The sequence below is a fragment of the Enterobacter sp. BIDMC 27 genome (assembly GCF_000534415.1).
GTDB lineage: Bacteria > Pseudomonadota > Gammaproteobacteria > Enterobacterales > Enterobacteriaceae > Enterobacter > Enterobacter hormaechei_C.
On sequence record NZ_KI973178.1, the window covers coordinates 3,449,036 to 3,468,718 of the forward strand.

Here is a 19,683-nt window from a genome sequence, read left to right on the forward strand (position 1 = left end):
GCCGCTGGCGGGTTTTTTTATATCTGAGGATCCGTAAAACATTCTTATTATTTTCGATTGTCGCCCTGTAACGCCGTCAGCGAGCCTACAGCCAGCGCCTCTTTATAATGCTTGCGGCAGACCGAGACATAACGTTCATTGCCTCCTATCACCACCTGCTCGCCATCAGCATAGGGTTTACCCGACTGGTCCAGGCGAAGAACCATACTTGCCTTGCGGCCACAAAAGCAGATCGTTTTCAGTTCAACCAGCTTATCCGACCAGGCGAGCAGATACTGACTGCCGGCAAATAACTCCCCACGAAAATCGGTACGTAATCCATAGCAAAGAACGGGAATATCCAGCTCATCAACGACCTCTGAAAGTGCGTGGACCTGCTCTCGGGTCAGGAACTGGCTTTCATCTACCAGCACGCAATGGACAGGCTTAGAGGCATGCTCGGCACGAATGTCCTCCAGCAGGTCCGTTTCAGGGTTAAACAGCCTTGCAGGCGACGAGAGCCCTATTCTTGAGCTCACCTTCCCTGCCCCAAAGCGATCGTCGATTTCGGCGGTATAAACAACGGTACGCATCCCCCGCTCCTGATAATTGTATGAGGATTGCAGTAACGCCGTCGATTTCCCTGCATTCATTGCCGAATAGTAGAAATAAAGTTGTGCCATTGGCCGAAGAACCCTAATCAATGTGTAATATTCCCGATGGATCATTGTACCATATTTTGTACCGTCATCAGCGGCGGGCTGCGCTCTCCAGCCTGCCATGCATCAGTAAATCCTTCGCGAGTGGCGCAAAATAATGCGTTAAAACAGGCAGTAAAGGCATTAAACACTGACAATAAGGTGAGTCCGCAACCAGAGATAACACTTCTTTTTATAGTGTCTTCTTCGTTCATTAAAATTCACTATTTATTAACTATTCTTGTCTTCGCTGCGCTTACTCGGGGTAATACAAAAGGCTGATATTTATCAACCGCAACTATAATTCCTGAGGTAAAAGTCACAAAACATACACGCAAATGACGCGCTTTTGCCGTTTGAAACGATATCTCACAGACCCAACAAACAATGAAATTTAAGTTAGCGTAATTAATAATAGCGTCGTTTATTTTGTATTTTTTGAATTCCTTACATTCCCACCTATTGCACAAGTGAAATTAAGGCTCTATTATTAGGACAACAAACCCACCCCCATTATAAGTTTGAGATTACTACAATGAGCGAAGCACTTAAAATTCTGAACAACATCCGTACTCTTCGTGCGCAGGCAAGAGAATGTACCCTTGAGACGCTTGAAGAAATGCTCGAAAAATTAGAAGTTGTAGTTAACGAACGTCGTGAAGAAGAAAGCGCTGCTGCGGCTGAAATCGAAGAACGTACACGTAAACTGCAACAGTATCGTGAAATGCTGATTGCCGATGGTATCGATCCAAACGAATTGCTGAACAGCATGGCTGCGGCTAAAACCGGTACCAAAGCAAAACGCGCGGCACGTCCTGCTAAATATAGCTACATCGATGAGAACGGCGAAGAGAAAACCTGGACCGGCCAGGGCCGTACTCCTGCTGTAATCAAGAAAGCAATGGACGAACAAGGTAAACAACTGGATGACTTCCTGATCAAGGATTAATCTGGAAAGATTCTGAAAAATCCCGCTTAATGCGGGATTTTTTATGCCTGTAATATTCGCCCGAACATCTCCTTACATTCTGTCATATTGTAAGGCTCCCTATTTAACGTCCTTGACAATCCCCCGCCAATTACGGAGCGACAGGCATAAAAAAACCGGTGGGCATCGCTCCACCGGTCTTGTTCACTGGGCTGTGAGTTTATTACTTAATACCCACGCTACCTTTGAGCCAGGCTTTAAATTCTTCACCCAGGCTGTTATGGCGAATACCATATTCGACGAATGCCTGCATATAACCGAGCTTATTCCCGCAGTCATGGCTCTTACCTTTCATATGGTAGGCTTCCACGGTCTCTTTCTCGATCAGCATATCGATAGCATCCGTCAGCTGGATTTCATCGCCCGCACCCGGAGGCGTTTTCGCCAACAGAGCCCAAATTTCAGCACTCAGGACGTAACGACCAACGACAGCAAGGTTAGACGGCGCGACGTCCGCTTTAGGTTTTTCAACAACGCCAACCATCGGTACGCTTTCGCCAGGTTGCAGGTCAACGCCTTTGCAGTCAACCACGCCGTAAGCGGTCACGTCGTCGACTGGCTCAACCATAATCTGGCTGCTGCCGGTTTCGTCGAAGCGTTTAATCATTTCCGCCAGGTTTTCCTGGGAAAGATCGGACTCGTACTCATCAAGAATCACGTCAGGCAGAATAACCGCGACCGGCTCATCACCCACTACCGGGTGTGCACACAATACTGCGTGCCCCAGGCCTTTCGCCAGGCCCTGACGAACCTGCATAATGGTAACGTGTGGAGGGCAAATAGACTGCACTTCCTCCAGCAGCTGGCGCTTAACGCGTTTTTCCAGCATTGCTTCGAGTTCGAAACTGGTATCGAAATGGTTTTCGATAGAGTTTTTAGATGAATGCGTCACCAGCACAATTTCGGTGATACCTGCTGCAATACATTCATTCACGACATACTGGATTAATGGCTTATCAACCAGAGGCAGCATCTCTTTTGGGATTGCCTTCGTCGCTGGCAACATCCTGGTACCCAATCCCGCCACCGGGATAACGGCCTTTCTGACTTTCGAATTAAGGGCAGCCATTGAAATTCTCCTGAACTGTTCAAGTTTTGAACTTTTATGCATTGAATAACGCGTTGAGTATACAGTCTCAGCCACTAATACGGGTCTGAAAAGAACGCGTTGCCGATCAATTAAGACAAATACGCATGAAACTTGCAGCGATAGTAGCACTGCCAGCAAAAACACAGGTAAAGCAATCTGAAAAATAAAATCTGACTGCTTACTCCGTGGACAACATTAAGCGTAACCGCCCTCCGGCACCCCAAATTTGGCACTGCCAGGAGGTGCAGCGATGGCTAATTTGATTAAGGTAAGTATTTCCCAGCGTACCCAACGGCACGCCGTTGCTCACCTGAATATGGTGTTCGCCAGTATTCAGCGTGGCATTTAAACCCGCAGAGACCAGAATAAGGTTATTCAACCCGCTGTGATAATAGCCAACCAGAAGCGGGAACTGCCCCGGCAAATTGGCCTGGCGAAAAAGTTGGTTGACCTGTTTTAGTAAACTGCCTAACTCAGGAAGTCGTTGCCCCTGATGGGATAATTGTTCCTGTAGCAATCCATTAAACAGCGCACGGAGTAATAAGGCCGCCAGAACGCCGTTATCTCCCGCCCGGGTAACATCCAGGCAATAAAAAGCGAGGTCAGAATCTGATAGCGGCGCAATATCCAGCACCAGTCCAGGCTGGTCAGCCGCTACCAGCTGGCGATAATTTACTCTGCAATGAGAGATATTTTGCTGCACCGGCGGCTGAAGTTCCTGAAGCAGCTTCGCGGCCGCGAGCGGATTACTGACTAAAGCATCCCAGTCCTGGAAAAGACGTTCTTCTTCTTCCACCCGGGAATTAAACATATTGGGATACAGGCAGGCCAACACCGTTTCACGAAGACGGTTCAAATCTTTAACCGGTTTGAGCAGAATATCCTGCACACCTAAACGCAACGCCTTAGCAATATCCGCCATATTTTCGGTGGCCGAGATCACCAGTATCGGTGTCTGATAACCTTCATTACGCAGGTTTTCCACCAGCATTAATCCGTCCATGCGCGGCATCTCAAGGTCGCAGATCATCAGATCAGGCGCCATGCTGGCCATTTTTTCCAGTGCCTCGACGCCATCTTCGGCAAGGGACGTGGTTGCCCCCAGTGAGGATAACCACGAATCCAGTAGCGATCGGAAAACGGGCTCGTCTTCTACTATCAAAATATGTTTTCCGGCCAATGGCTGTGTCATGGTTCCTCCCCTGGCTGACAGTTACTCAATAGTGGCATGCTATTGGTACTATCGCCTGTCAGATTTTGCTGAAGTAATCAAAAAAGTGCTCAACGTGCTGTACGCACAAAAGGCAACAGTTCATCTATTTTCTTTTCGACGGCTAACGAGCCCGCTGCTATGGCGGCCTCAGCCCGGTGGAAATCAAGGGTAGAAATTTGTGGACAATAGGGTTGAATAAGAATATCCGGAGGATCGCCAGCCATACGGTTTCGCTTCAGGCGATTCTCAAGGATCTGAATAGAGGTCGTCATGATTTCAATGGCGTTCGGCGCGGTCACCGCGCGACGGGCGGTCAGGCGCCCTATTCTGCCGCGTAATCGCGCATGCCAGGCAAGTTTCTCTTCTTCCGCATCATCGCTCTGAAGATTAACTGGCATCAAATCTTGCTGCATAAGGTGTGCGTCGTGCTGTAAATCCACGGCAATAACGATATCCGCCCCCATGGCGCGGGTCAGAGAGATGGGTACAGGATTCACTACGCCCCCATCAACGAGCCAGTAGCCGTTGTGAGGCACAGGCGCCATTAACCCCGGCATGCTACAGGATGCGCGAACGGCGAGATGAATATCCCCTTCGGTGAGCCATAACTCCCTGCCCGTACTGAGGTTGGTTGCAACGGCACCGAAAGGCATTTGGCAGTGGCTGAAGTCAGCGAGGGGCATTATCTTACGAAACTGATTGAACACGCGTTCGCCGCGCAGCAGGCCGCCACGCTGCCAGGAGAGATCCATCAGGCGCAGCACATCCCAGTAACTGAAGGAGCGCACCCAGCTTTCAAGCTCCGGGAGCTTACCGCAGGCGTACGCGGATCCGACCAGCGACCCGATAGAACATCCTGCGACAATATCAACGTCAATCCCCATCTGGTTTAAGGTATTGATAACGCCAATATGTGACCAACCCCGGGCTGCACCTGAGCCCAACGCCAGTCCAATTTTTACCTTTCTCATTAGCCCTGTTTTACTTCCCCTGGATTCCCGACATAGCGTCAACGCACCTGCTCAGTTAACATATTGCTACCTTAAGCGTTTAACGCCTTATTTTTTGTTCCAGGAAGAGAATCGTGTCTCAACTCTGCCCCTGTGGTAGCGCTCTGGAGTATAGCCTATGTTGCCAGCGATATCTTTCTGGCGAGCAGGTTGCACCAGAGCCGTCACACCTTATGCGCTCGCGGTATACTGCTTTTGTGATCAAAAACGCAGACTACCTGATTAAAACCTGGCATCCGTCCTGCCATGCTGCCGATTTTCGCCAAGAGATTGAAGCCGGATTTGCCAACACCGTCTGGCTGGGCCTCACCATCTTTGAAGCCGCTCCCGGCCGCGATGCCAACGAGGGCTATGTCAGTTTTGTCGCCCGCTTTAGCGAACAAAACAAGCCCGGCGCCATCATTGAACGCTCACGGTTCTTAAAGGACAGCGGGCAATGGTATTATATTGACGGCACACGTCCGCAATTCGGTCGTAACGATCCCTGCCCCTGTGGTTCAGGAAAAAAATTTAAAAAGTGTTGCGGCAGTAATGCCTGACAACTCAGACTTCGCAAATACATAAACAGGATTTCCCGGCGATGCAATCATTACAACGTAAAGTTCTGCGCACTATCTGTCCCGATCAAAAAGGGCTGATCGCACGAATTACCAACATTTGCTACAAGCATGAACTGAATATCGTGCAGAACAACGAGTTCGTTGACCACCGTACCGGTCGCTTCTTTATGCGTACCGAACTGGAAGGCATTTTCAACGACACAACCCTGCTTGCCGATCTGGACAGCGCCCTGCCGGAAGGCTCGGTGCGCGAGCTGAACCCGGCGGGCCGTCGCCGCATTGTCATTCTGGTCACCAAAGAGGCACACTGCCTGGGCGATCTGCTGATGAAAGCCAACTACGGTGGCCTGGACGTCGAAATTGCCGCCGTCATTGGCAACCACGAGACGCTGCGTACGCTGGTTGAACGTTTTGACATTCCGTTTGAGCTGGTCAGTCACGAAGGCCATACCCGTGAAGAGCACGACAACCTGATGGCAGCTGCGATTGAAGCGCATAACCCGGACTACGTGGTGCTGGCGAAATATATGCGCGTGCTGACGCCATCCTTCGTGGCGCGCTTCCCGAACAAGATTATCAACATCCACCACTCCTTCCTGCCCGCCTTTATTGGCGCGCGTCCGTATCACCAGGCATACGAGCGTGGGGTGAAGATCATTGGCGCAACCGCGCACTACGTGAATGACAATCTGGACGAAGGTCCAATCATCATGCAGGACGTGATTCACGTGGATCACACCTATACAGCAGAAGATATGATGCGTGCTGGCCGTGACGTTGAGAAGAATGTACTGAGCCGTGCGCTGTATCAGGTACTTGCTCAGCGCGTCTTTGTGTACGGCAACAGAACGATTATTCTTTAATCCCTCGGAAAATGAATTGATTAGCTTTACGCCTTTACGAATAAAAAGCAGGCAAACAGCTTCATTTTCCTAAAGGAATGCTTTACAGGGGCGTCTCATTTGATATGATGCGCCCCGCTTCCAACAGGAAGCAGGCCAGTTAAAAGCATTACCCCGTGGTGGGGTTCCCGAGCGGCCAAAGGGAGCAGACTGTAAATCTGCCGTCATCGACTTCGAAGGTTCGAATCCTTCCCCCACCACCATCTCCAGCTTTACCTCAAAATATGAATTACCCCTGGTGGGGTTCCCGAGCGGCCAAAGGGAGCAGACTGTAAATCTGCCGTCATCGACTTCGAAGGTTCGAATCCTTCCCCCACCACCATCACTTCCAGATTCTTAAGCACTCACTCAAGCACAATGCTCCATATTCCTCGATGCCGGGAGTAATCCTTCCCTGCCTGTTTTCCCCGGTGGCGCTTCGCTTACCGGGGCTACGAATAGGGTCTGTAGGCCGGGTAAGGCGCAGCCGCCACCCGGCATCCGCACGCCCCCCTGGATCGGGGACAAAAAAAACCCCGCAAATGCGGGGTTGTATTAATACAGCGAATCAGCGACGGGCACGCACAACCTGATATTTGCGCGTCAGGTACTCCACCGGCGCACTCCAGATGTGCACCAGGCGAGAGAATGGGAACAGCACAAACAGGGTCATACCCAGCACCAGGTGAACGCGGAAGATAAACGCCACGCCGTCCAGATGCTCAGAAGCGCCCCCGCGGAAGGTCACGACAGACTGCGCCCATCCCACCAGCTTCATCATCTCGCTGCCGTCCATATGCTGCGCAGAGAATGGAATGGTCAGCAGACCAAGCGCACACTGCACCATCAGCAGGGAGAGGATCAGGATGTCCGCTCCGGTCGTGGTAGCCCGCACGCGTGGGCTGAACAGACGTCGTTTCAGCAGCAGCAGACCACCCACCAGGGTCATCACGCCACAGGCGCCGCCGGCAATCATCGCCATCTTCTGCTTCACTTCAATCGGCAGCCACGCTTCGTACATCCAGTGCGGGGTCAGCATCCCCAGGAAGTGGCCGGCGAAAATTCCCAAAATCCCGATGTGGAACAGGTTTGACGCCAGGTTCATCCCTTTACGATCCAGCATCTGGCTGGAGGCAGCACGCCAGGTGTACTGGCTATAGTCATAACGCAGCCAGCTTCCCACCAGGAACACGGTGCCCGCGATATACGGGTAAATGTCAAAGAAGAACATATTCAGGAAGTGCATTAGTGCTGTCCTCCGTTAGAGATATTCAAATATTGCGGAGCCACCGCTCCGGCAAAACGACGCTGATGCGCGGAGATTTCAGATTCGCCACAGCTCTGGTCAGCAAAGAATTTCACCTGCTCTTCTTCCCAGACGGCATCCAGTGCTTGTGGGGTATCGTCACGGGCTTCATCCGCAATTTTTTCCGCCACTTTTTGACTGTCAACCGAGGCGTTAGCCAGTTTCACCAGCAGATCGAACAGGACTGCATAGCTGCTCTCACGTTGCTGGAGACGCGCGCCGAGCAACGCCAGAATAGGAGCAATGTCCTGCAACCCGCCCAGCGCTTCCTCTTTCGGCAACTGTGCCAGATATTCCAGATACAGCGGCAGGTGATCCGGCAGCTCGCGGCTGTCGAGTTGCAAACCGTGCTGCTCGTACTGGGCCATCAGATCCACCATCGCCTGACCACGGTCGCGGGATTCACCGTGAACGTGTTCGAACAGCAGCAGAGACGTGGCACGGCCCCGGTCAAACAGCTGGCTGTAGTCCGCCTGCGCATCAAGAAGATCGCGTGCCAGCAGATCGCGGAGGAAAACGCCCAGCTTCTGGGCATCCACTTTATCCAGGTTTTCAGATGACGCGAGTGCATCAAAGAGTTCCTGTTGATGCTGCACAAGCGCAGCATCAGGGTACTCGAGCAGACGCGAAACAATGACGAGTTCAATCATTGGTGCGGCTCCGTTTTGCTGGTCACATCCATCGCGTCAATGCGGCGGCTGTTGAACAGGTTGAATTTGCTGTCTGACCCGTGGCAACCGTCGCCAAAGGTAAAGCCACACCCACTTTTCTCCGGGAAGGCCTCGCGAGCCAGTTCACGGTGGCTGCTCGGCACCACGAAACGATCTTCGTAGTTAGCGATTGCCAGATAGCGGTACATCTCCTGCGCCTGCGCTTCGGTCAGACCAACCTCCTCCAGCGCGCGGGTATCGTTAACGCCGTCAACGGTTTCGGCACGTTTGAAGTGACGCATCGCCAGCATACGTTTCAGCGCCAGCAGTACCGGCTGGGTATCCCCTGCGGTGAGCAGGTTGGCCAGATACTGAACCGGGATACGCAGGCTTTCCACGTCCGGCAGAATGCCGTTGCTGCCCAGTTCACCCGCGTCCGCCGCAGACTGAATCGGAGACAGCGGCGGCACGTACCAGACCATCGGCAGCGTGCGGTATTCCGGGTGCAGCGGCAGGGCCAGCTTCCAGTCCATCGCCATTTTGTACACCGGGGACTGCTGTGCGGCGTCAATCACGCTCTGCGGAATACCGTCTTTCAGCGCCTGCTCAATAACCTTCGGATCGTTTGGATCGAGGAAGACGTCCAGCTGACGCTGATACAGATCTTTCTCGTTCTCGGTGCTTGCGGCATTTTCAATCGCGTCCGCGTCGTACAGCAGCACGCCGAGGTAGCGGATACGACCTACGCAGCTTTCTGAGCAGACGGTCGGCATACCGGCTTCGATACGCGGGTAGCAGAAGATGCACTTCTCAGACTTACCGCTCTTCCAGTTGAAGTAGATTTTTTTGTACGGGCAGCCGGTGATGCACATACGCCAGCCGCGGCACTTGTCCTGGTCGATCAGCACAATGCCATCTTCTTCACGCTTGTAGATGGCGCCGCTTGGGCAGGTCGCCACGCACGCCGGGTTAAGGCAGTGTTCGCACAGGCGCGGCAGGTACATCATGAAGGTGTTTTCGAACTGGCCGTACATCGCCTTCTGCATGTTCTCGAAGTTCTGGTCTTTGGCGCGTTTTTCGAACTCGCCGCCCAGAATCTCTTCCCAGTTTGGACCGCTGGTAATTTTGTCCATGCGCTGGCCGGTGATCAGCGAGCGAGGACGGGCGATCGGCTGGTGTTTGCTTTCCGGCGCGTTGTGCAGGTTCTGGTAGTCGTAATCAAACGGCTCGTAGTAATCATCAATGCCCGGCAGATGCGGGTTAGCGAAGATTTTTCCCAGCAACATGGCACGGTTACCCATGCGCGGTTGCAGTTTGCCGTTGATTTTACGGATCCAGCCGCCCTTCCACTTCTCCTGGTTTTCCCAGTCGGTCGGGAAGCCGGTGCCCGGCTTACTTTCCACGTTGTTGAACCAGGCGTACTCCATACCTTCACGGCTGGTCCAGACGTTTTTACAGGTGACTGAGCAGGTATGACAGCCGATGCATTTATCCAGATTCAGCACCATGCCGACTTGTGAACGAATTTTCATTTTACGCTCTCCTGTACCTGGTCATTACCTTCGCCATCTAACCAGTTAATATTCTTCATCTTACGTACCACCACGAACTCATCGCGGTTCGATCCTACGGTGCCGTAGTAGTTAAAGCCGTAGGCCAGCTGGGCATAACCACCGATCATGTGGGTCGGCTTCGGCGTAATACGGGTCACGGAGTTGTGAATACCGCCGCGCTGCTCGGTGATCTCAGACCCCGGCAGGTTAACGATACGTTCCTGCGCGTGGTACATCATGGTCATCCCGGCCGGTACACGCTGGCTCACCACCGCACGTGCCGTCAGGGCGCCGTTGCTGTTGAACACTTCGATCCAGTCGTTATCTTCGATACCCAGATCTTTGGCGTCCGCTTCGCTCATCCAGACGATTGGCCCCCCGCGCGACAGCGTCAGCATCAGCAGGTTGTCGCTGTAGGTGGAGTGGATACCCCACTTCTGGTGCGGCGTCAGGAAGTTCAGCGCCTTCTCAGGGTTACCGTTCGATTTCGCGCCCATCACCGCTTTCACGGAGCGGGTGTCGATTGGTGGACGGTAAACCAGCAGGCTTTCACCGAAGTCACGCATCCACTGGTGATCCTGATACAGAGACTGACGGCCAGAAAGCGTGCGCCATGGGATCAGCTCGTGAACATTGGTGTATCCGGCGTTATAGGACACATGTTCATCTTCGAGGCCAGACCAGGTCGGGCTGGAGATAATCTTGCGCGGCTGGGCCTGAATATCGCGGAAGCGGATTTTCTCTTCCTCTTTATTCTTCGCCAGGTGCGTGTGGTCACGACCGGTAAACTCGCTCAGGGCCGCCCACGCTTTCACCGCCACGTGGCCGTTGGTTTCCGGGGCCAGGGTCAGGATCATCTCTGCCGCATCAATTGCCGTGTTCAGCATCGGTTGGCCTTTCGCCGGGCCGTCTGCTTTGGTGTAATTGAGCTTGCGCAGCAGATCCATTTCGCTCTGGGTGTTCCAGGCGATGCCTTTACCGCCGTTACCGATCTTCTCCATCAGCGGGCCGATAGAGGTAAAGCGTTCGTAAGTTGCCGGGTAATCACGTTCAACCGGAATAATGTGCGGCGCGGTTACGCCCGGGATCAGATCGCACTCGCCTTTTTTCCAGTCCTTCACGTCCAGCGGCTGAGCCAGTTCGGCAGCGGAGTCGTGCTGGATTGGCAGCGTCACCACGTCGGTCTCTTTGCCCAGGTGCCCTACACAGACTTCAGAGAATTTCTTCGCGATGTCTTTGTAAATTTCCCAGTCGCTTTTTGATTCCCACGCCGGGTCAACGGCCGCAGACAGCGGATGAATAAACGGATGCATATCCGACGTATTCATGTCGTCTTTTTCGTACCAGGTGGCAGTAGGCAGCACGATGTCGGAGTACAGGCAGGTACTGGACAGACGGAAGTCCAGCGTCACCACCAGATCCAACTTTCCGTCGAGACCGTTGTCTTTCCACTCCACTTCTTCCGGCTTCACGCCGCCCTGCTTGCCGAGATCTTTACCCTGAATACCGTTTTCGGTACCGAGCAGGTATTTCAGCATGTACTCGTGGCCTTTACCGGAAGAACCCAGCAGGTTAGAGCGCCAGATGAACAGGTTACGCGGATGGTTTTTACCGTTCTCCGGCTGTTCTGCCGCGAAGCGGATTGAGCCGTCTTTGAGGGATTTAACGGTGTAGTCCACCGGTGACATGCCCGCCTGCTTCGCCGCTTCCGCAATACGCAGCGGGTTCGTACCCAGCTGCGGCGCAGACGGCAGCCAGCCCATACGCTCAGCGCGCACGTTGAAGTCAATCAGGTGGCCGCTGTAGCGGGATTTATCCGCCATCGGCGACAGCAGTTCCTGGGCGGTAACCGTCTCGTAGCGCCACTGGCTGGAGTGGTTATAGAAGTAGGAGGTGCTGTTCATGTGACGAGCCGGACGCTGCCAGTCAAGGGCAAACGCCAGCGGTTGCCAGCCGGTCTGCGGACGCAGTTTTTCCTGGCCCACGTAGTGCGCCCAGCCGCCGCCGCTCTGCCCGACGCAGCCGCAGAAGATCAGCATGTTGATCAGGCCGCGATAGTTCATATCGAGGTGATACCAGTGGTTCAGACCGGCACCGACGATGATCATGGAGCGACCGTGGGTTTTGTCGGCGTTTTCCGCAAATTCGCGGGCGATACGGGTGATCTGGGCGCGTGGCACACCGGTGATCTGCTCCGCCCAGGCTGGGGTATAAGCCTTCACGTCATCATAGCTGGTCGCGCAGTTTTCGTCGTTCAGGCCGCGCTCCAGGCCGTAGTTCGCCATGGTCAGATCGTAGACGGTAGTGACCAGAGCAGTAGAACCGTCTGCCAGTTGCAGGCGCTTCACCGGCAGCTTGTGCATCAGAACGTTTTGCAACTCAACCTTGTTGAAGTGCTCGGAACCTTCACCACCAAAGTACGGGAAGCCGACATCGGCGATCTCGTCCTGGCTGCCCAGCATGCTGAGACGCAGCTCCGTCTCTTCACCCGTGGTGCCGTTACGCTGCTCCAGGTTCCATTTGCCTTTTTCGCCCCAGCGGAAGCCGATAGAACCGTTTGGCGCCACCAGCTCGCCGTTGCTGTTGCAGGCGACCGTTTTCCACTCCGGGTTGTTTTCCTGACCCAGCGCGTCCACCAGATCCGCGGCACGCAGCATACGGCCTGCGGCGTAATAGCCGTCACGCTCTTCGAGCATCACCAGCATTGGCATGTCGGTGTAGCGACGCACGTAATCGGTGAAATACTGGCTTGGCTTGTCGAGGTGGAATTCACGCAGCATGACGTGGCCCATCGCCAGCGCCATTGCGGCATCGGTACCCTGTTTCGGCGCCAGCCACAGGTCGCACAGTTTGGCGATTTCGGCGTAGTCCGGGGTCACGGCGACGGTTTTGGTCCCTTTGTAACGTACTTCGGTAAAGAAGTGCGCATCCGGGGTACGGGTCTGCGGAACGTTAGAGCCCCAGGCGATGATGTAGCTGGAGTTATACCAGTCGGCGGACTCCGGCACGTCGGTCTGCTCACCCCAGGTCTGTGGTGACGCTGGCGGCAGGTCGCAGTACCAGTCGTAGAAGCTCAGGCAGGTACCACCGATGAGTGACAGGTAGCGCGCGCCGGAGGCGTAAGAGACCATCGACATCGCCGGGATTGGCGAGAAGCCTGCCACACGGTCAGGACCGTAGGTTTTCACGGTGTAGACGTTGGAAGCCGCAATCAGCTCGTTCACCTCTTTCCAGGAAGAACGAACGAAACCACCGCGACCACGCGCCTGCTTGAAGCTTTTCGCTTTGTCGGCATTTTCAATAATGGAGGCCCAGGCATCAACCGGATCGCTGTGCTGCACTTTCGCTTCACGCCACATTTTCATCAGGCGTTTACGCATCAGCGGGTATTTCAGACGGTTGGCGCTGTAGAGATACCAGGAGTAGCTGGCCCCACGCGGGCAGCCGCGCGGCTCGTGGTTCGGCATATCCGGACGGGTACGCGGATAATCGGTCTGCTGCATTTCCCAGGTCACCAGACCGTTTTTAACGAAAATCTTCCAGCTACATGAGCCAGTGCAGTTTACGCCGTGGGTAGAACGGACAACTTTGTCATGCTGCCAGCGTTGACGGTAACCATCTTCCCAGTCCCGGTTGGTATCCAGAACCTGGCCGTGCCCATCGGCAAAAGTTTCACCCTTCTGTTTGAAGTAGCGAAACCGGTCCAAAAATTTGCTCATCGGGTATCTCCTGTGTGGAGCCTGTGGCTCTCTAAATCGACATTGCTGATTTGCAGCGAAGGTAACGCTATGAAAGATGGTGAGAATTGATAACGATCAAGACGAAGGGGGTCTCTGAAGGGGGGTATTAGATCAAATACCACCAAAGCGGTAGCCGTTAATATTTTTTAACTTTATGATTTATATAGATATATTTTATTTATCGTACAATAGTCGAGGCAAAATTTAACATCTTAGGTATTAAGGGGTAGACACACCTGTAAAGCGATGGCGATCACAGCGTTACCTGCGGGTGATCACGGGTAACGTCGATAGTATGTTGTAACTATTCAGTGTTTAAAAAAAGCGCGGCACTCAGGCCGCGCAAACGGATAATCAAGCTTACTTGTTTTTCTTGGTATTACGGCCATATACCAGCCAGGTGATGACCACGCAGGCGATATAGAAGACGATGAATATTTTCATCGCACCCGCCGGAGAGCCGGTCAGATCCAGTGAGATGCCGAACGCTTTTGGAATAAAGAAGCCGCCAATCGCGCCAATCGCAGAGATAAACCCAAGCGCCGCAGCGGTATCGGTGGCGGCTTCACGCATTGCCTGCTCGTCGCTCCCACCCTGCGCTTTGACGCGGTCCATGGTCAGTTTGCGGAAGATGACAGAGATCATCTGGAAAGTAGACGCACTGCCCAGCCCGGCGGTCAGGAACAGCACCATGAATACGCCGAAGAAGGCAAAGAAGTTACCTCCCTCACCACCCGCAGGCAGCGTCAGGAACAGCAGCGCACAGAAGATGGCCATCACAACAAAGTTCACCAGCGTAACGCGCGTTCCCCCCAGACGGTCGGAGATCATCCCGCCCAGCGAACGTGCCAGCGCGCCGATAAACGGACCGAAGAAGGCAAACTGAAGGATCTGCACGTCCGGGAACTGGGTTTTAGACAGCATGGCAAAGCCTGCTGAGAAACCGATGAACGAGCCGAAGGTCGCCAGATACAGCAGCGCCATCACCCACAGGTGGCCACGCTTCAGCACCGGCAGCTGCTCGCTCAGTGACGCTTTGGACGCGGACAGATCGTTCATGAAGAACCACGCCGCCAGGGTAAAGACCACCAGGAACGGTACCCAAATCCAGGAGGCGTTTTGCAGGAACAGCACGGAACCGTCGGGCTGCGTCACACCGCCGCCGCCAAAGGCCGCAAAGATGGAGACAGAGATCGCCAGCGGGGCAATCAGCTGCATCACGCTCACGCCCATATTACCGAGGCCGCCGTTAATGCCCAGCGCACCACCCTGCTTCGCTTTCGGGAAGAAGAAGCTGATGTTTGCCATACTGGACGCAAAGTTCGCCCCCGCAAAACCGCACAGCAGAGAGATAATCACGAATACGCTAAACGGTGTGGAGGTATCCTGCACCGCAAAACCGAGCCACACGCACGGCACGATCATGATCCCGGTACTGAAAGCCGTCCAGCGACGACCGCCAAAGACCGGCACCATAAACGCGTAAGGAACGCGCAGCAGTGCGCCTGAAAGCGACGGCAACGCGGTCAACATAAACAGCTGATCGGTGGTAAAGGTAAAGCCCACTTTTGGCAGGTTAACCGCAACCGCACTAAACAACATCCAGACGCAAAACGCCAGTAACAGACATGGAACGGAAATCCACAGATTACGACTTGCTACACGGTGGCCGCGCTGTTGCCAGAACGCCGGATCCTCTGGACGCCAGTCTGTAATAACGGCACCAGTTTCCCTTTCGGGAGCGGAAGAGTGACTCATAGACACCTCTGATTCTCGAATGATGCTGCAAACATTAGGGCTTTAGGGCGGCGGTAAGTTGATATAAATCAAAGGAAAAGTGGGAGGTTTTGCGGCGAAAAAAAAGCCATCACTCTTAATGAGTAGATGCAAAACGTAAAAAAGGTGTGGTTTTTCACGGTGCTGACGCATCCCTGCTTCGTCCACCCACTAACCGTTACCCCTCTGGCAATTTAGAGGTAATCCTTTATTGGTATGGGTATACTCCAGGGTATGCACCAGAATAGCGCCATTCCTGCAATCAGGTCACGTCAGGAGCCCGGCAACTCTATGTTAAAAAGATGTTTATCTCCGCTGACGCTGGTTAACCAGCTGGCGCTTATTGTTCTGCTGTCCACCGCTATCGGCGTGACCGGCATGGCTATTTCTGGCTGGCTGGTACAGGGTGTACAGGGTAACGCGCATGCCATCAACGAGGCAGGCTCACTACGTATGCAGAGTTACCGGCTGCTGGCGTCGGTGCCGCTGACGCAGGCTGACCAACCGCTTATCGACGAAATGGAGCGTACCGCATTCAGCCCTGAACTGGAAAGAGCCGCCATCCGTGACGGTCAGCAATCTCAGCTTAAGGCGCTTCAGGGCTACTGGCATACCCAACTGGAGCCCGGATTAAAGCGGGCGGAAGACCGGGAAACGGTCGCCCGGGATGTCGCCGGGTTTGTATCACGCATCGATCATCTTGTCTCCTCGTTCGATCGCACCACGGAGTTACGCATTGACCGTGTGGTGATGGTTCACCGCGCAATGGCGCTGTTTATGGGTTTGCTGCTGATTTTCACGGTTATCTGGCTGCGCGCGCGGTTGCTTAACCCCTGGAAACAGCTCCTGGCGATGGCCCGCGCCGTCACACAGCGCGATTTTACCCAGCGCACGCACATCAGCGGGCGCAACGAAATGGCGATGCTCGGCGAGGCGCTCAACACCATGTCGGCAGAGCTATCAGAAAGCTACGCGGTACTGGAACAACGCGTCCAGGAGAAAACCGCCGGGCTTGAGCAGAAAAACGAGATCCTCTCTTTCCTCTGGCAGGCAAACCGTCGCCTGCATATGCAGGTCCCGCTTTGCGAACGTCTCTCGCCGGTACTGAACGGCCTGCAAAACCTGACTCTGCTCCACGATCTTGAGCTACGGGTTTACGACGTTGAAGATGAGGAAAATCATCAGGAATTTACCTGTCAGTCGGATATCTCCTGCGACGATAAAGGGTGTCATCTGTGCCCGCGCGGCTTGCCGCCGCTTACCACCAGCGGCACGACCCTCAAGTGGCGGCTGATGGACAGCCATACCCAGTACGGTATTTTGCTGGCCACCCTGCCCGCCGGACGTCACCTGAGCCACGACCAGCAGCAACTGGTCGATACGCTTGTTGAGCAGCTCACGGCCACGCTGGCGCTCGACCGCCACCAGGAGAAACAGCAGCAGCTGATCGTGATGGAGGAGCGTGCCACCATCGCCCGCGAGCTGCACGACTCCATCGCCCAGTCCCTCTCCTGCATGAAGATGCAGGTGAGCTGCCTGCAAATGCAGGATGAAGGCATGCCCGAGAGCAGCAAACAGCTGCTCAGCCAGATCCGCAACGAGCTTAACACCTCGTGGATTCAGCTTCGCGAGCTGCTGACCACCTTCCGTTTGCAGCTCACCGAGCCGGGGCTGCGCCCTGCGCTGGAATCCAGCTGTCAGGAGTTTAGCGCCCGGCTGGGCTTCCCGGTGAAGCTGGATTACCAGCTGCCACCGCGTTTTGTCCCCTCTCACCAGGCGATCCACTTGCTGCAAATTGCCCGCGAAGCCCTGAGCAACGTGCTCAAGCATGCCGAGGCGACGGCCGTCACGGTCACCGTCAGCTGCCAGGATAATCAGGTGAAGCTCAGGGTTCAGGATAACGGCCGCGGCGTGCCGGAAAATGCCGAACGAACGAACCACTATGGTTTAATTATTATGCGAGACCGCGCGCAAAGCCTGCGCGGTGATTGCCAGGTTCGCCGGGGAGAGTCAGGTGGCACCGAAGTTGTGGTCACCTTTATACCCGAAAAGCCCCTCATAACTGCTCAAGGAGAAAACCATGACTAATCAGGAACCGGCATCTATCCTGTTGATTGACGATCATCCGATGCTGCGCACTGGCGTTAAACAGCTTGTCAGCATGGCGCCAGATATCACCGTCGTCGGGGAAGCCAGTAACGGCGAACAGGGTATTGAACTTGCCGAATCGCTCGATCCTGATTTGATCTTGCTCGATCTCAACATGCCGGGCATGAATGGCCTGGAAACCCTCGACAAGCTGCGGGAGAAATCCCTCTCTGGCCGGGTGGTGGTCTTCAGCGTCTCAAACCATGAAGAAGACGTGGTCACCGCCCTCAAGCGAGGGGCAGACGGCTATCTGCTGAAAGATATGGAGCCGGAAGATCTGCTCAAGGCGCTGCAACAGGCTGCCGCAGGCGAGATGGTGCTGAGTGAAGCGTTAACGCCGGTACTGGCCGCCAGCCTGCGTGCGAACCGCGCCACGTCTGATCGTGACGTCAGCCAGTTGACCCCGCGCGAGCGTGACATTCTGAAGCTGATTGCCCAGGGGCTGCCGAACAAAATGATCGCCCGCCGTCTGGACATCACCGAGAGCACGGTCAAAGTGCATGTCAAACACATGCTGAAAAAAATGAAGTTAAAATCCCGCGTCGAAGCCGCCGTCTGGGTGCATCAGGAGCGCATTTTTTAACTTACTCATCCGGCAGCAACTTCCACCGTGGATCGTCGGCAGGCATTGCGACGAGCGGTTGCACCACGGAAAGCGTGATCTCATTGGAGGAGACACGCTGCCCATCCTTATCTTCCACCACGGCCGTAAGCCGCCATGTATTTTTCGCCCCTTCCGAATCATCCCATGCAGGCATGATCACACTCCAGCCATCGCTGCTGTTGCCGTTTGCCGGTGAGGTCAGGCTGAGCGCCTGGGTATCACCCAGCCAGTGGATCTGCCGGATACCGTGCGTGCTGCGAATTTGCAGCTTCAGCATCACCGTTTCGCCTGGCTTAAGATCCCACGGCGGCGTGGCCAGATATACCGAGAGGGTTTTGCGCTGACGGAATTCCATCACGGGCAGATTATCGCGATCGGGTGAATCATAGCGGCTGCCCCGCAGCGAGCGCGTCGCCGCCACTTCCCCGGCGGAAAGCTGTTTCGCCAGCGGCACGCCAAAACGATAGTTGAGCTTCAGCCCGAGGTTATTCTGGCTAACGCCGCTCTCCCCCTGCTTATGGGCAGCCGTCAGGGTGACCAGCGGTACGGGGGTATAGTTCAGCCCCAGGTTGACCGCAACCGGGTTGTGATACCCCGTACCGCTGTTAAACAGATCGACGTTATCGCCAAAATACTGTTCAAAGCTGACGCTGGTGTTCAGGTGGTGAAACCAGGGAAGCCAGGCTTTGGCCGTTACGTCGTATCCGCGCGCCATGCGCTGCTCGCGGATGTCGGAACGCGGCTGCCAGCCAGCGAACGGCTGGTAGTAATTGGCCGACAGGCGCAGGTTTTCACCCCACGCCTCTGCGCCCAGCCCGGCACGTTGCAGGTTGTCTTCCAGCAGGTTGTCGTAAAAAGTGTTGTAGCCCAGCAGCCAGTTTCCGGCAACCCAGCGCTGACCTGCCCCGACGTTACTCACCAGCCCGTCTGTCTGCTGCGTCAGCCCAAGCTGGCTCCAGCTCAGATAGCGGGTGTTGTCGTTCCAGGGGATAAACCAGCTTCCGCTGCTGCCGTTAAAGTTGCCGTCGTCATCCACCAGCACATTGACGTTGGCGTTTCCCCAGGGTGAAAGCCAGGATTCAATCTGCTCGTTGACTTCCCCGCTCACGGCATCCCGCACCTTGCCAAACGCGAACTGTCGCGCCTGCTGCCCGGCCGTCAGGCCGTTATCGGTCATACTGGCTTCACCGAATGCCTTAGCCATTTCAGCCAGATGCTTTTCGCCTTCGCTGGTCGGTTGCGCCATGCCGAGATCCGGCAGACTATCGCCGTTGTTATCAAACGGATTTTGCGCCTGCTGCACGAAGGATTTCGGCGCACCATGAACGGCTCCAGCCGTAAAAAGGGGGAGTAACAGCAAAAAACGGATGCGGGACGATACAGCCTTCAACGTCGTCAATCAGAACCTGTGTTTATGAACAAACACTTATTATGTTAACGCCATAAGCCCTGAAAACCAGTCTTAAGAGAAATTTCAGGAATATCCT

At 54.6% G+C, this 19,683-nt stretch carries 16 protein-coding genes and 2 tRNA genes; 7 read left to right on the forward strand and 11 right to left on the reverse strand.

What is annotated here, in order from left to right; all coding sequences use genetic code 11:
• Positions 1-47: 47 nt before the first annotated feature.
• Both tdk and L463_RS24430 read right to left on the reverse strand, forming a co-directional pair.
• Positions 48-662, reverse strand: coding sequence for a thymidine kinase (tdk, locus tag L463_RS06480; protein WP_003856726.1), 615 nt, complete (start codon positions 660-662; stop codon positions 48-50).
• A gap of 41 nt (positions 663-703) precedes the next feature.
• Positions 704-892, reverse strand: a complete 189-nt coding sequence (locus tag L463_RS24430) for a hypothetical protein (protein ID WP_123906382.1) — start codon at positions 890-892, stop codon at positions 704-706.
• 320 nt (positions 893-1,212) lie between these two features.
• Here L463_RS24430 and hns point away from each other — a divergent pair, with 320 nt between their 5' ends.
• On the forward strand, positions 1,213-1,626 hold the full coding sequence (gene hns / locus L463_RS06475; protein WP_003856724.1) for a histone-like nucleoid-structuring protein H-NS: 414 nt from the start codon (positions 1,213-1,215) through the stop codon (positions 1,624-1,626).
• 202 nt (positions 1,627-1,828) lie between these two features.
• On the opposite strand, the gene galU is transcribed toward hns, so the two are convergent.
• From galU to rssA, 3 genes are all read right to left on the reverse strand, one after another.
• A complete protein-coding gene (gene galU, locus L463_RS06470; RefSeq protein WP_003856723.1) occupies positions 1,829-2,734 on the reverse strand; it encodes a UTP--glucose-1-phosphate uridylyltransferase GalU in 906 nt (301 codons plus the stop codon).
• A 199-nt stretch (positions 2,735-2,933) separates the two neighbouring features.
• Positions 2,934-3,947: a two-component system response regulator RssB gene (gene rssB / locus L463_RS06465; protein WP_003856721.1), complete on the reverse strand. Its 1,014-nt coding sequence runs from the start codon at positions 3,945-3,947 to the stop codon at positions 2,934-2,936.
• Between the two features lie 89 nt (positions 3,948-4,036).
• Positions 4,037-4,939 carry a patatin-like phospholipase RssA gene (rssA, locus tag L463_RS06460; protein ID WP_017384239.1) on the reverse strand — a complete coding sequence of 301 codons (903 nt, stop codon included), beginning with the start codon at positions 4,937-4,939 and terminating at the stop codon, positions 4,037-4,039.
• 113 nt (positions 4,940-5,052) lie between these two features.
• Here rssA and L463_RS0122860 point away from each other — a divergent pair, with 113 nt between their 5' ends.
• From L463_RS0122860 to L463_RS06445, 4 genes are all read left to right on the forward strand, one after another.
• Complete coding sequence (locus L463_RS0122860) at positions 5,053-5,517, forward strand: YchJ family protein (protein WP_032104495.1); 465 nt, start codon at positions 5,053-5,055, stop codon at positions 5,515-5,517.
• 41 nt (positions 5,518-5,558) lie between these two features.
• Positions 5,559-6,401 carry a formyltetrahydrofolate deformylase gene (gene purU, locus L463_RS06455; protein WP_003856715.1) on the forward strand — a complete coding sequence of 281 codons (843 nt, stop codon included), beginning with the start codon at positions 5,559-5,561 and terminating at the stop codon, positions 6,399-6,401.
• A 157-nt stretch (positions 6,402-6,558) separates the two neighbouring features.
• Positions 6,559-6,643, forward strand: a tRNA-Tyr gene (locus L463_RS06450).
• A 34-nt stretch (positions 6,644-6,677) separates the two neighbouring features.
• Positions 6,678-6,762 (forward strand) — tRNA-Tyr (locus L463_RS06445).
• 225 nt (positions 6,763-6,987) lie between these two features.
• Here the strand turns inward: L463_RS06445 and narI are convergent.
• The 5 genes from narI to L463_RS06420 all read right to left on the reverse strand — a co-directional run bounded on the left by narI (position 6,988) and on the right by L463_RS06420 (position 15,426).
• Positions 6,988-7,665 (reverse strand): respiratory nitrate reductase subunit gamma, encoded by a 678-nt coding sequence (narI, locus tag L463_RS06440; RefSeq protein WP_032673240.1) that lies wholly within the window; start codon positions 7,663-7,665, stop codon positions 6,988-6,990.
• The gene (gene narJ / locus L463_RS06435; protein ID WP_023296754.1) at positions 7,665-8,375 is read right to left on the reverse strand and encodes a nitrate reductase molybdenum cofactor assembly chaperone; all 711 of its coding nucleotides are present in this window, start codon (positions 8,373-8,375) and stop codon (positions 7,665-7,667) included. The genes narI and narJ overlap by 1 nt, the downstream gene beginning before the upstream one ends.
• Positions 8,372-9,907 (reverse strand): nitrate reductase subunit beta, encoded by a 1,536-nt coding sequence (gene narH, locus L463_RS06430; protein ID WP_017384243.1) that lies wholly within the window; start codon positions 9,905-9,907, stop codon positions 8,372-8,374. Before narH ends, narJ begins: the two co-directional genes overlap by 4 nt.
• Complete coding sequence (locus L463_RS06425) at positions 9,904-13,647, reverse strand: nitrate reductase subunit alpha (protein WP_032104497.1); 3,744 nt, start codon at positions 13,645-13,647, stop codon at positions 9,904-9,906. The genes narH and L463_RS06425 overlap by 4 nt, the downstream gene beginning before the upstream one ends.
• Positions 13,648-14,028: 381 nt before the next feature.
• A complete protein-coding gene (locus tag L463_RS06420; protein WP_032673241.1) occupies positions 14,029-15,426 on the reverse strand; it encodes a NarK family nitrate/nitrite MFS transporter in 1,398 nt (465 codons plus the stop codon).
• A gap of 309 nt (positions 15,427-15,735) precedes the next feature.
• Here L463_RS06420 and narX point away from each other — a divergent pair, with 309 nt between their 5' ends.
• Together narX and narL are read left to right on the forward strand one after the other, a co-directional pair.
• The gene (gene narX / locus L463_RS06415) at positions 15,736-17,532 is read left to right on the forward strand and encodes a nitrate/nitrite two-component system sensor histidine kinase NarX (RefSeq protein WP_023296756.1); all 1,797 of its coding nucleotides are present in this window, start codon (positions 15,736-15,738) and stop codon (positions 17,530-17,532) included.
• Positions 17,525-18,175 (forward strand): two-component system response regulator NarL, encoded by a 651-nt coding sequence (gene narL, locus L463_RS06410; RefSeq protein ID WP_003856701.1) that lies wholly within the window; start codon positions 17,525-17,527, stop codon positions 18,173-18,175. Before narX ends, narL begins: the two co-directional genes overlap by 8 nt.
• A gap of 1 nt (position 18,176) precedes the next feature.
• Here the strand turns inward: narL and L463_RS06405 are convergent, their stop codons facing one another.
• Positions 18,177-19,595 (reverse strand): YchO/YchP family invasin, encoded by a 1,419-nt coding sequence (locus tag L463_RS06405; RefSeq protein ID WP_017384247.1) that lies wholly within the window; start codon positions 19,593-19,595, stop codon positions 18,177-18,179.
• Between the last annotated feature and the right edge of the window lie 88 nt (positions 19,596-19,683).